Raw genomic sequence first — 12,516 nt, 5'->3', positions numbered from 1 at the left:
GTGGCATAGATGGCGGGCAGTGGTCCTCCCGGGTCCGGCGCACTGACGACCCGCCTGGAGCCGGCCGTCGCGGACCGGGTTCTGGCGTTGATCGGCCGCGCGGCCGAGACGGACGGCACCGACCCGGTGTCGGAGCAGGGCGTCCACGCCGTCCGGTCCGACGGCGACGTCCGGCACCTGGCGTGGATCGCCGGTGGCGAGGTGGTCGGCTATGCCCAGGTGCAGCCGGGGCACGATCCGCACCCGGCGATGGTCGAGGCCGTGGTCGATCCGGCGCACCGCGGACGGGGCATCGGTACCGACGTGGTGCGCGAGGCGCTGGGAGCAGCGGGCCCCGGGGCCCGGGTGTGGGCTCACGGCGACCTCCCGGCAGCGCGTGCGGTGGCGCAGCGGCTCGGCCTCGCCGGCCTGCGGGAACTGCTGCAACTACGCCGGACGGCGGATCGCGGGCGGCTACCGGATCTGGTGGTCCCGGACGACATCTCGCTCGGCGCCTATCGAGGGCCCGAGGACGACGCCGAGATCCTTGCCGTCAACGCTGCGGCGTTCTCCTGGCACCCGGAGCAGGGCTCCTGGACCGAGCGGGACATCGCCGAACGCCGCGGGGAACCGTGGTTCGACCCGGCCGGGCTGTTCCTCGCCCGCGCCGGTGAGGCCCCGCACGAGTTGCTGGGGTTCCACTGGACCAAGGTGCATCCGCCGCAGGGTTCCGAACCCGCGATGGGCGAGGTGTACGTGGTGGGCGTGTCTCCGAGCGCGCAGGGGCGCGGGCTCGGACGGGTACTCACCCTGGCCGGACTGCATCATCTGCACGAGCGTGGCCTCGACACCGTGCTGCTGTACGTCGAGGGTGACAACACCGCGGCACTGCACACCTACGAGCGCCTCGGATTCACCCGGTTCCACTCCGACATCGCGTACGGGGCGCCCGCGAACCGGTGAGATCGCGCACACCCGGCCGCCGGAACCAGGTGGTGAGCGACCAGTGTTCCGTCTGTTCACCCTCCGTTCACCATTCGTCGTGAATCTGGACATGCCGGACTCCTACGTTCTCCCTGGGCGCCAGGTGGTTGCCCGGTGCGGGGAGTCCTCCGCACCTCGTGTCGCCGCCCGAGACGGGGCCGCGTCGGTAGCGATTTCCGGAGGATTTAGGTGAATCTCAAGCGCAACGGGGCCCTGCTGGGAGCCTTGGCCGTAGGGGCCATGACCTTGGCGGCGTGTGGCAGCGACGACAACTCGGCCTCGGGTGGGGCCGACACCTCCGATTCGACCGCGACGTGCGAGGGCAAGGAGCGGCTCTCCGGCGCCGGCTCCTCGGCGCAGAAGAACGCGATGGACCAGTTCGTCGCCACCTACATCAGCGTCTGTCAGCAGCAGGGCACGAACGTGAACGTGGCCTACAACCCGACCGGGTCGGGCGACGGCCGGACGCAGTTCGTCGCCGGCCAGGTCGATTTCGCCGGCTCGGATTCCGCCATCACGGGTGAGCAGGCCGAGGAGGCCAAGACCCGCTGCGTCGGCGGCGAGGCATGGAACCTGCCGCTCGTCTTCGGGCCGGTGTCCATTGCCTACAACCTCGACGGTGTCGACGATCTCGTCCTCGACGCCCCCACCATCGCCAAGATCTTCAACGGCGGGATCAACCGCTGGAACGATCCGGCGATCGCGGCCCTCAACGAGGGGACGGACCTCCCCGACTCGGCGATCACCCCCATCTTCCGTTCGGACTCGTCGGGCACCACCGACAACGTCCAGCAGTACCTCGGTGTCGCGGCGCCGCAGGACTGGACGACGGGTGCCGGCTCGGACTTCACCGGCGGTGTCGGTGAAGGCGCGCGGGGATCGGCGGGCGTGGCCCAGGCCGTCGCCGGTTCCGCGGGAACCGTCACCTACGTCGAGAAGTCCTTCGCGGACCAGCAGGGCCTGAACTCGGCACGCATCGACACCGGTTCCGGCCCGGTCGAGCTGACCGAGGAGACCGCAGCCAAGGTGATCGACGGAGCCGAGTTCGTCGGCGAGGGTGTGGGTGACCTCACGCTGGATCTCACCTCGATCTTCGGTACCACCGAGGAGGATGCCTACCCGCTGGTGCTCGCCACCTACGAGATCGTCTGCTCGGCCGGGTACGACGCCGACACCAGCGCTGCGGTGAAGTCCTTCCTGACCAGCGCCGCGAACGAGGGACAGCAGGGCCTGACCGAACAGGGCTACGTCCCGCTGCCCGAGAGTTTCAAGGAAAAGCTGACCGCGTCTGTCGAAGCGATCAGCTGATCGCTTCCGATTCGTTCGGAACGCTACTGCCTCTATATTCGGAATCAGCAGGAGATAGCGAGCGCACATGAGCGACGCGCCCACCCGATCCACACCTCGCACCACCGGCCCCGCGCAGAGCGGGGCCGGGGTGGGCGGTCCGAACGGCACCTCGGAGGCCGACTTGAGTTCCACACAGGCCGACACGACGGCCGGAGCCGGTGACGACGCCGGAGCCGGCCCCGGCCCCGACGGCAACGACACCACCCCGAAGATCCCCGGACGGTCCAAGGTTCGCCCGGGAGACCGGATCTTCCAGAGCCTGTCCTCGGGCTCGGCGGTGTTCATCTCCATCCTCATCGCGGCGATCGGCGTGTTCCTGGTGTGGCGCGCCGTTCCCGCGCTCTCGCGGAACGAGGCCAACTTCCTCACCAGCCGCGAGTGGGTGACCGTCGACATCGAGCACATGTCGTTCGGCGTGCTCGACCTGCTCCAGGTGACGATCCTGGTCTCGCTGTTCGCCCTCGTGCTGGCGATGCCGGTCGCCCTGGGCATCGCGATCTTCCTCACCGAATACGCGCCGAGCTGGCTCAAGCGTCCACTCGCCTACGTCATCGACCTGCTCGCCGCCGTCCCCTCCGTCGTCTACGGCCTGTGGGGCCTGCTGGTGTTCGCACCGGCGATCCGGCCGTTCGCGTTGTGGCTCAACGAGAATCTGGGCTGGTTCCCGCTCTTCGCCACCGGAAGCGGCTCCATCATCGGCGGTGGCACGATCTTCACGGCAGGCATCGTCCTGGGCGTGATGATCCTCCCGGTGATCACGGCCGTCACCCGGGAAGTCTTCGTCCAGACCCCGACGGCGCAGATCGAGGCGGCACTCGCGCTCGGCGCCACCCGCTGGGAGGTGGTGCGCACCACCGTCATCCCGTTCGGCAAGTCCGGATACATCAGCGGTTCCATGCTGGGCCTGGGCCGTGCCCTCGGCGAGACGATGGCGCTGTATCTGATCCTGCGCACCACGTCCGAGGCGTTCTCGTGGTCGCTGTTCGACGGCGGCGCCACCATCGCGTCGAAGATCGCACTCGGTTACGCCGAGTTCAACAACAACATCCAGGCCGGCGCCTACATCGCGGCCGGACTCGTACTCTTCGTGCTCACCTTCGTGGTCAACGCCGCGGCTCGCATGGTGATCGCGGGCAAGACGAAGGACTGACCCATGGCGACACTCCTCGACAAGCCCGTCAAGGCGCCCACCTTCCAGGGCGTCAGCGCCCGGCGGCGGTTCACGGATCTCACGGCGACCGTCCTGGTGACCCTGGCGGTGCTGATCGCCCTCGTCCCCCTGGTCTGGGTGCTCGTCACCGTGGTGGCCAGGGGCCTGCCGGCGGTCACGAACTCCACCTGGTTCACCCACTCCCTGAGTGGACTCACCGCGTCCTCCGAGGGCGGCGGCGTCTACCACGCGATCATCGGAACGGTCCTGCAGGGCCTGGTGTGTGCGGTGCTGTCCGTCCCACTCGGAATCTTCGTCGCGATCTATCTGGTCGAGTACGCGGACCGGCGTTCGAAGCTCGCCCGCGTGACTACCTTCATGGTGGACATCCTCTCCGGCGTCCCCTCGATCGTGGCTGCACTGTTCATCTTCGCGCTGTGGATCGCCACCTTCGGCTTCCCCAAGTCCGGATTCGCGGTGGCGCTGGCCCTCGTCCTGCTGATGGTGCCCGTGGTGGTGCGCAGCACCGAGGAGATGCTCCGGATCGTCCCGCAGGATCTGCGCGAGGCGTCCTACGCCCTCGGTGTCCCGAAGTGGAAGACCATCGCGCGGATCGTCCTGCCTACCGCGGCCCCCGGTGTCATCACCGGCATCATGCTCGCGCTGGCTCGGGTGATGGGCGAGACGGCCCCGCTGCTGATCCTCGTGGGCTACGCACCCTTCATCAACTTCAACCTCTTCGGCGGCGAGATGGGCACCCTGCCCGGCGTCATGGTCGCCGAGATGAACAACCCCACCGATGCGGGCAGCATGCGCATCTGGGGCGCGGCGCTCACGCTGATCCTGCTCATCGCCATCCTCAACATCGGGGCCAAGGTCATCGGCCACTTCTCACAGGTCCGCACCAAGTGACTCCACTCCTCGGTGCTCACGAACACGTTCACGAACCGTCAGAACAATCAGTAGGGAGCCGGTAATGGCCAAGCGTCTGGATCTCAAGGACGTCAACATCTTCTACGGCAAGTTCCACGCCGTCGCCGATGTCGGTCTGTCCGTGCCCCCGCGGAACGTGACCGCCTTCATCGGGCCGTCCGGCTGCGGCAAGTCGACCGTCCTGCGGGCGCTGAACCGGATGCACGAGGTCACCCCGGGTGCCCGTGTCGAAGGTTCCATCCTGCTCGACGGCGAGGACATCTACGGCAGCGGCGTCGACCCGGTCGGGGTCCGCAAGACCATCGGCATGGTCTTCCAGCGGCCCAACCCGTTCCCCACCATGTCGATCCGCGACAACGTCGTGGCCGGCCTGAAGCTGCAGGGCGAGCGGAACAAGAAGAAGCTCGACGAGGTCGCCGAGCAGTCGTTGCGCGGTGCCAACCTCTGGACCGAGGTCAAGGACCGCCTCGACAAGCCCGGTGGCGGGCTGTCCGGTGGCCAGCAGCAGCGTCTGTGCATCGCGCGGGCGATCGCGGTGTCCCCGGACGTGCTGCTCATGGACGAGCCGTGTTCGGCACTCGACCCGATCTCCACTCTCGCGATCGAGGACCTGATCACCCAGCTGAAGAAGGACTTCACGATCGTCATCGTGACGCACAACATGCAGCAGGCCGCTCGGGTGAGCGACCAGACGGCGTTCTTCAATCTCGAGGCCACCGGGAAGCCCGGCAAGCTCGTCGAGATCGACGACACCGAGAAGATCTTCTCCAACCCGACGCAGAAGGCCACCGAGGACTACATCTCCGGCCGCTTCGGGTAGGCGGCCGGGGGCCTCGCCCCCATACCGAGCCCCCGCACACGGATGAATGGCACTTTCATCGCCTCAGAGGCGATGAAAGTGCCATTCATCTTTCGGGATCAGGGGAGCGCGCGCAGGGCGGGGGAGCAGCAGGGCCGGGGATGTACGAGGAGCCGGGGCCTGAGGCCCCGGCTCCCGACCGCGCTGGTCCGGCCGATCAGTCTTCCGGGTAGGTGGTGAGCTTGTCGGCCGTGGGCAGTGCCGCGTCGTTGTCCTCGGGGAGCCTGCCGGTGACGAGGAAGACGACCCGTCGGCCGACCTCGACGGCGTGGTCGGCGAATCGCTCGTAGAAGCGCCCGAGGAGGGTGACGTCGACGGCCGCCGCGACGCCGTGCTTCCATTCCCGATCCATGAGAACCGTGAAGAGGTGCCGGTGCAGGTCGTCCATCGCCTCGTCCTCCTCACGCAGCCGGGCGGCGCGCTCGGGGTCGCGGGTTTCCAGGACTTCCCTGGCGGCTGCGCCGATGGAGACCGCGATCCGGCCCATCTCGGCGAAGTAGCCGTTGACCTCCTCCGGAAGGACGTGGTTGGGATGGCGCCTGCGGGCGATCTTGGCGACGTGGAGGGCGAGGGCACCCATCCGGTCGATGTCGGCGACGATCTGGATGCCGCTCACGACGGAACGCAGGTCCCCGGCCACCGGTGCCTGCAGGGCCAGGAGCGCGAACGCGCGCTCCTCGGCGACCGCGCTGAGCTCGGTGATCCGATCGTGTTCGCTGATCACCTGCTCCGCGAGGGAGAGGTCGGCCTGGAGCAGGGCCTGCGTGGCCTTCTCCATGGCCATACCGGCCAATCCGGCCATCTCGCCGAGCATGTCTGCCAGCTCGGTCATCTGTTCGTTGTAAGCGACGCGCATGAGAACTCAGCCTACGGCGTGCTGGGGTACAAGTCACCATCGGAGCGTGAACGCGAGGTGAACGACTTCCCAGCTCAGCGCGCTATTCGCAGGTCGCGTCGCCGGCGTTGACGACCGCGAGGTCCGACGGGATCTCCACCGGCTCGGACTTTCCGATCCGGGCGGGTGTCGCATCGAGCGGAGCGCCCGGGTCGGCGGGTGCCACCACCGTGGTCGCCGTGCGTGAACCGATCACCACCTCGACGATGGCGCCCAGGCCGGACGTCTCCTCCAGGACGGCGCCCGGGATCGCCGAGGCGACGGTCGCGGCCTCGGCACCGTATCCGGGGCCGAAGCGGACCAGTGTGTCGGAGCTCGTCTCCGTGTAGTTGCCGACACTGTAGATCTGGAAGCCATAGGTGGAGAGGTTGTCCGCCGTGGTCGCGGCGGCACCCGAGATCCCGGAGGCGTTGGACACCTGCACCGACGCCTCGGACGGTGGGAGGGCGTCGACCATCGTGCTCTCCGACGGTTCGGTCGGCTCCGGGGCGCTCCCCGGTGCCGGAGTACTGCGCTCCTCACCGGGAAGTGGATCGTCGTCGATGATGGCGCGGAAGATCGAGGTGATGTCGTCGGTCCGGGGGATCTCGTTGCCCCACTCGTTCGTGCCCGCGGTGGGCACGGTGAGGAAGGTGACCGCGCCCGCGTCGACGTTCTGCATCGAGCGGCCGAGGGTCATCAGCGACTTGGTGTCGATGTTCTCGACGAACGTCTCCCGGGTGAACGCGTTGATGAAACCGTTGAGCTTGCCCGGGTTGAGGAGGACGTCGCCGGACAGTGCTCCGCGCAACAGGGCCGAGAGGAACTTCTGCTGCCTGGTGATCCGGCCGTAGTCGCCGTTGCCTTCGGAATCGACGTGGCGCGCGCGCACGTAGTTCAGCGCGGTCCGTCCGTCGAGATTGTGGTTGCCCGCCGCAGGGAGCACGGTGCCGAGGATGCCGTCCTCGAGTGGTCCGGTGGTGCAGATGTTCACCCCGCCGATCTCGTTGACCATGCTCTCGAAGCCGGCGAAGTCCATTCCCACGAAGTACCCGATCTTCAGACCGGACATCTTCTGAATGACCTTGACCAGGCATTTGGGGCCACCCAGGGCATAGGTGGCGTTGAGCTTGTCCCCGTAGGCCGACGGGTAGGTCTCGTCCGAGTAGGTGCCGGTGTCGTTGTCCCACGCCTCGCACTCGGGGCGTTCGACGTCGAGGTCGCGGGGAAAGGACACGGCGACGACGCGGCTGCGGTCGGCGGGAATGTTGACGAGCATGACGGTGTCGGCACGGGCGCCCTCGGCGTCGTCGATGGTGCCGGCACCGATCTCGCCACTCGCGCCGACCCGGGTGTCCGTTCCCACGATGAGGTAGGTCTCGTCACCGAGCTGCCCGTGGGCGTCGATGATGTCGTCGGATTCGATGTCCAGCGCGGCGATCTGCGAGAACTTGCCTTCGGTGGTGCGCAGGTAGCCCCAGACGAGACCTGTCGCGCCGAGGGCGACGACCGAGACGAGAGCGACGAGCGAGCGAGCCGCGATCCGCAGTCGCTTGCGGCGGCGATTGCGGCTCAGCGCGAGACGAGTGAGGGTTCCTGTTCCCACTGCCTGGGGGACGGCCGCGGTTTCGATCGTCTCGGCGGCCCAGTCCACCGCGGCCGGATCGGGGCGACCGGGCGGCGGGAGAGATGGCGGGGGAGCCGGATTGTCGGGGGGAACAGTGCCGCTGGGGGGAACAGAGCCGCCGGGCCGGGGAGCGTCGTCGGTGATCGGCGCGATGACCTCGGTGCGGTCCGGGTCGTAGGGCACGGGATCCTGCGGTTCGTCCTCGTCGGCGACCTTCTTGACGAGGTCCGCGACGGACAGCCCCTCGGTGGGGGGCTGTGCGCGTCGGCCGAGTCGGCCGGACGAGTGACTTTCGCGGTACCGGCGGTCGGCGAGCGCTCGCTCCCACGGCGGTAGGGGGCCGGGAGCGGGGGGATCGTGGTCGTCACCCACCGGCTCACCCCGCTCTCTCTCCGTCGACTGGCTACCCGCCTGTGGTGCGGGCTGCAGCCATAGTACTGATCGGTGGACGACGGACCACGTCTGCCGCGCGGGCGCCGACCACCGGGAACGTCATCCGCCGGAGTGCATCAGGTCCGCTCCGGCAGGAACGACCGGATCGTCGGGATCGTCGAGCCACCCGTCCGGAAGTGCGACCTTTCCGGGCGAGCCCTGGCGCCCACGGGGGCCTTCGGCGTCCTTCGGGAAGGGGATGGTCGGGTCCAGTTTCGTCAGCAGGTCGTCGAGTTCGGTGAGATTGCTCACCAGTGCCATGGCGACGCGGAGTTCCGACCCGGCCGGGAACCCCCGCAGATACCAGGAGACGTGCTTGCGGAGTTCACGCAGGCCCTTGTCCTCGCCGTGGTGCGCGGCGAGGAGTTCCGCATGGCGACGAATGATGGAGGCGACCTCGCCGAGCGTCGGCGGGGTCGGCTGTTCACGCCCATTCAGCGCGGCGCTGAGCTCGGCGAACAGCCACGGTCTCCCCAGGCAGCCACGCCCGACGACGACCCCGTCGCACCCGGTGTCCGCCATCATCCGGGCGGCGTCCTCGGCGGCGAAGATGTCGCCGTTGCCGAGGACCGGCACGTCGGTGACATGCTCCTTGAGTCGGGCGATCTCGCCCCAGTCCGCGGTACCGGAGTAGCGCTGGGAGGCGGTGCGTGCATGCAGGGCGACGGCTGCGGCCCCCTCCGCGGCGGCGATCCGGCCCGCATCCAGGTGGGTGTGGTGGTCCTCGTCGATCCCCACCCGGAACTTCACGGTGACCGGGATGTCGGTGCCTGCCGTGGCCTTGACGGCGGCCGCGACGATCCGCCCGAACAGGGTGCGCTTGTAGGGCAGGGCGGCACCGCCGCCCTTGCGGGTGACCTTCGGTACCGGGCAGCCGAAGTTCATGTCGATGTGGTCGGCGAGGTTCTCGTCGACGATCATCTTGGCGGCCGCATAGGTGGTGTCCGGATCGACCGTGTAGAGCTGCAGCGAGCGCGGTGTCTCGTCCGGACCGAAGGTCGTCATGTGCATGGTGGCGGGCTGCCGCTCCACCAGTGCCCGCGCGGTCACCATCTCGCAGACGTACAGACCCGAGGTGCTCCCGGCCCGCTCGATCTCGAGTTCCCTGCACAGGGTGCGGAACGCCACGTTCGTGATGCCCGCCATCGGCGCGAGGACGACGGGGCTCTTCAGTTCGAGCGAGCCGATGCGGAGGGGCGACACGACGGTGGACCTGCTGCTTTCTTCGAGAACGGGAAAAGACTGTGCCCGGTACCGAGGATCCGGTACCGGGCACAGGATATCTGTGGAACGGGGTGCGGCGCCGGTTCCGGTGCCGCGGGCTACCTCAGGAGGCGCGCTGTTCGCGCTTCTTGGCCTCGCGGGCGAGCATCCGGTCGCGCTGCTCCTCGAACTTCGTGGCCTGACCTTCGAGGTTCTCGAGGAAGGCTCCGAGGCTCTCCCGCACCGCTTCACCGCGCGCGGTGAAGTCGGTGCGCTCGAAGATGTTCCACTTGCGCAGAACGGGCATGACGACCTCTTCGAGGTGCTGGCGCAGGTCGTAGATGCCGTGCTTGGCCATGAGAACGCCGTTGCGGCGGAAGTTCGGCATGCCGGCGCCGGGCATCTGGAAGTTCTGGACGATGTTGTTGATCGCCTCGAGGGTCTGATCGGGCGCCAGGTCGAGCGCGGCACCGCACATGTTGCGGTAGAAGATCATGTGCAGGTTCTCGTCGGCCGCGATGCGCTGGAGCATCTTGTCCGCGATCGGATCCTTGCAAGCCTTGCCGGTGTTGCGGTGGCTCACGCGAGTGGCGAGCTCCTGGAACGTGACGTACGAGACCGAGTGCAGGAAGCCGGCACCGGACTCGTTGATCTCGTCCGGCGTCGCGAAGCCGTTGGTCATGTGTTCCATGCGGGCCCGCTCGAGCTCGACGGGGTCCACCGCGCGGGTCACGACCAGGTAGTCGCGCATCACGATGCCGTGGCGGTTCTCCTCCGCGGTCCACCGACCGACCCAGGTGCCCCAGGCGCCGTCGCGGGAGAAGTTCTCCGCGATCTCACGGTGGTAGGAGGGCAGGTTGTCCTCGGTGAGAAGGTTGGTGATCATCGCTGCCCGGGCGACCTCGTCCAACTGGGACTGCTCGATGTCCCAGTCCACCCCGCCCATCGCGGCGAAGTTGCGGCCTTCGTCCCACGGGACGTAGTCGTGCGGGTGCCATTCCTTGGCCATGGAGATGTGGCGGTTGACGTTCTCCTCGGCCACCGGCGCCAGCTCTTGCAGGAGCTCGAGTTGGGTCAGGTCCCTCGCCATCAAACATGCCTCCGTGTACGCGAATTGACTGTGGCCCACCCTACGGCACCGTAGGTGGTTGGTAAACGCCTTGTCGGCGGCGGGCCCAGGCGGGCTACTCGACCGTAACCTCCGTGCCCGAACCTCCGTGCCGGGACTACGTCGTCGAGACGCGGTGGCCCGTTACACAGTGTACTGGCCATATGTGACGTGGTCTGGTTTCCGCACCGCGCCGTCGTATTCCGGGGGACAATATTGGCCGGCCTCACAAACCTGCCACCGATTCGTTGGATGGAGTCAGTGAATGACCACACCGGAGAGTGCTCCACCACAGGAAGCGTCGACGCGAGCGGGAATGCCGCCCTGGCTGAAGAAGACGATCTGGATCGCGGTCCTGGTCGTCGTGCTCGTCATCACCTATTTCGTCCTGTCCGCATTTCTGCCGCGGTGGTGGGCGCAGCGTATGGGTGGACTCGCTTCGGCGAGCATGGGGCGGGGGGTCCTGTGGGGCCTGTTGTTCGGCACCCTCTGCACCTTCACGCCTCTGGTGATGTTCTGGTTCGCGTGGCGGATGCGCAGACGCCGCAAGGTCCGATGGCTGGCGATCACCGTCGCGGTACTCGGTCTCGTCGCGGCGATCCCGAACCTGCTCACGCTCACCGTCGTCCTGGGCGGTGGAAGTGGGGCGCACGCGGGGGAGCGGATCATGGACGTCGATGCGCCGGGATTCCGTGGCGCGAGTCTGGTCGGCGCGATCGCCGGGGCAGTGCTGTTCGCCGTCGTGGTCGCCTTGAACGTGATGTACCGGCGACGGGGGCGCGAGGTCGACGAACTGCGCACCGAGCGGCTGGCCGAGGGGCCGACGGATCCGGTGTGAGTAGCGCCCGAGTCCTGCGGGCGCCGGGGGTCGTGCCGCATCGGTGCGGAACACTCGACCAGGCCCACCAACCTCGACGGCCGGGCGGCGAGACACCTCGCCCGAGCTGCTCGTCGAGGGGAGGTGCCGGTGTGACAGGCAATGTTCTGGTGCCCCCACCAGGGCTCGAACCTGGGACCTGCGGATTAAAAGTCCGTAGCTCTACCAACTGAGCTATAGGGGCGCGGAGCCAGAGTCTAATGGGCGGTGCGGCCGAACGCGTAACCGTGTCCGAACCCCGGCCCGGGTGCGGGTGAGCTCGGGTGCGCACCCCCTGAGGCGCACCCGAGCCGATCGAAATTATACCACTTGGTGTGTTTTCAGCGAGTCGAGCGATTTCCCTGCGGGGCGCTGATCGCCGTGATAAAGGCCGTCGACGACGGACTGCTCACGGAGGGTGCCCTGTGGTAGTGAATACTGGGTGTCGAGGGTCTTCGGCCTACCAGGCGGAGGACTCGACACCCTGCTGGAGGGATCGACCGCATGGCACGTCAACAGGAGCGCGCGAAACGCACCCGTGCGGCGCTGGTGGAATCGGCGGCAGTCGAGTTCGCCAAACGCGGGTACGCGGCTGCGTCCGTGAACACGATCCTCGAGGGTTCGAACGCGACCAAGGGCGCGATGTACTTCCACTTCCAGTCGAAGGAAGACCTCGCCAAGGCCGTTCTCGCGGCGGGGGGTCGGCCGGTTCTCCGAACTCACCCGGCGCTGGACCGAGCGCACCGATGTCGGCGCGCTCGAGGCGCTGCACGGACTCGTCGTGGATCTGGCGAATCTCTTCCGGTCGAGTGTGATCGTGCGCGCCGAGTTCCGTCTCATCGTCGAGCCTGAGTTCTACCCCGACGTCCAGGAGGGCGGATCGAAGGTGTGGGGCGGCGCGGCGTACCAGCTGGCGATGCGCGCGGCGGACGAGGGCACGCTGCGGCCTGGAGCCACGCCGGAACGATTCATGCGAGTGCTGTCGTCGAGCCTGGCCGGGCAGCGGTTCCTGACGGACTTCACCAAGGAGGACGATCTGCTGGCGGAGCGGTTCGAGGAGGCGCTCGAAGTGATCCTCGAAGGAATCGCGGCGCCGGAGTGGCTCGAGAAGTTCCATCGCGACGGCTGGCCGCCGATCGTGTCCGAGGTGGTGGGGTAGCC

General features: G+C 67.9%; 10 protein-coding genes, 1 tRNA gene and 1 pseudogene. 7 read left to right on the top strand and 5 right to left on the bottom strand.

All coding sequences use genetic code 11. From position 1 onward, the window contains the following. Window positions 1-9: 9 nt before the first annotated feature. The 5 genes from mshD (at window position 10) to pstB (ending at window position 5,216) form a co-directional block, all read left to right on the top strand. Window positions 10-942, top strand: coding sequence for a mycothiol synthase (gene mshD, locus G4H71_RS06440; protein ID WP_072736130.1), 933 nt, complete (start codon window positions 10-12; stop codon window positions 940-942). A gap of 210 nt (window positions 943-1,152) precedes the next feature. After that, window positions 1,153-2,271: a phosphate ABC transporter substrate-binding protein PstS gene (gene pstS / locus G4H71_RS06435; protein ID WP_072736129.1), complete on the top strand. Its 1,119-nt coding sequence runs from the start codon at window positions 1,153-1,155 to the stop codon at window positions 2,269-2,271. Window positions 2,272-2,338: 67 nt separating this feature from the next. Continuing rightward, the gene (pstC, locus tag G4H71_RS06430) at window positions 2,339-3,463 is read left to right on the top strand and encodes a phosphate ABC transporter permease subunit PstC (protein WP_072736128.1); all 1,125 of its coding nucleotides are present in this window, start codon (window positions 2,339-2,341) and stop codon (window positions 3,461-3,463) included. A 3-nt stretch (window positions 3,464-3,466) separates the two neighbouring features. Then, the gene (gene pstA / locus G4H71_RS06425) at window positions 3,467-4,375 is read left to right on the top strand and encodes a phosphate ABC transporter permease PstA (RefSeq protein ID WP_072736127.1); all 909 of its coding nucleotides are present in this window, start codon (window positions 3,467-3,469) and stop codon (window positions 4,373-4,375) included. A 64-nt stretch (window positions 4,376-4,439) separates the two neighbouring features. Beyond that, on the top strand, window positions 4,440-5,216 hold the full coding sequence (pstB, locus tag G4H71_RS06420; protein WP_072736126.1) for a phosphate ABC transporter ATP-binding protein PstB: 777 nt from the start codon (window positions 4,440-4,442) through the stop codon (window positions 5,214-5,216). A 196-nt stretch (window positions 5,217-5,412) separates the two neighbouring features. On the opposite strand, the gene phoU is transcribed toward pstB, so the two are convergent. The 4 genes from phoU to G4H71_RS06400 form a co-directional block, all read right to left on the bottom strand. Then, window positions 5,413-6,111, bottom strand: a complete 699-nt coding sequence (gene phoU, locus G4H71_RS06415) for a phosphate signaling complex protein PhoU (protein ID WP_072736125.1) — start codon at window positions 6,109-6,111, stop codon at window positions 5,413-5,415. Window positions 6,112-6,193: 82 nt separating this feature from the next. Beyond that, window positions 6,194-8,128, bottom strand: coding sequence for an LCP family protein (locus G4H71_RS06410; protein ID WP_072736124.1), 1,935 nt, complete (start codon window positions 8,126-8,128; stop codon window positions 6,194-6,196). Window positions 8,129-8,248: 120 nt separating this feature from the next. After that, window positions 8,249-9,391 (bottom strand): tRNA dihydrouridine synthase DusB, encoded by a 1,143-nt coding sequence (gene dusB, locus G4H71_RS06405; protein WP_072736123.1) that lies wholly within the window; start codon window positions 9,389-9,391, stop codon window positions 8,249-8,251. Between the two features lie 124 nt (window positions 9,392-9,515). Then, window positions 9,516-10,481 carry an acyl-ACP desaturase gene (locus G4H71_RS06400; RefSeq protein ID WP_072736122.1) on the bottom strand — a complete coding sequence of 322 codons (966 nt, stop codon included), beginning with the start codon at window positions 10,479-10,481 and terminating at the stop codon, window positions 9,516-9,518. A gap of 283 nt (window positions 10,482-10,764) precedes the next feature. Between G4H71_RS06400 and G4H71_RS06395 the strand changes: the two genes are divergently transcribed. Next, complete coding sequence (locus G4H71_RS06395; protein WP_072736121.1) at window positions 10,765-11,337, top strand: hypothetical protein; 573 nt, start codon at window positions 10,765-10,767, stop codon at window positions 11,335-11,337. A gap of 147 nt (window positions 11,338-11,484) precedes the next feature. Here the strand turns inward: G4H71_RS06395 and G4H71_RS06390 are convergent. Then, window positions 11,485-11,560 (bottom strand) — tRNA-Lys (locus G4H71_RS06390). Window positions 11,561-11,859: 299 nt separating this feature from the next. Between G4H71_RS06390 and G4H71_RS06385 the strand changes: the two are divergent. Further along, window positions 11,860-12,514 (top strand): annotated as a pseudogene (locus G4H71_RS06385) (TetR family transcriptional regulator). Window positions 12,515-12,516 lie beyond the last annotated feature (2 nt).

Source organism: Rhodococcus triatomae, from assembly GCF_014217785.1.
GTDB classification, from domain to species: Bacteria; Actinomycetota; Actinomycetes; order Mycobacteriales; family Mycobacteriaceae; genus Rhodococcus_F; species Rhodococcus_F triatomae.
This window is presented reverse-complemented; position numbering and strand designations above follow the sequence as displayed.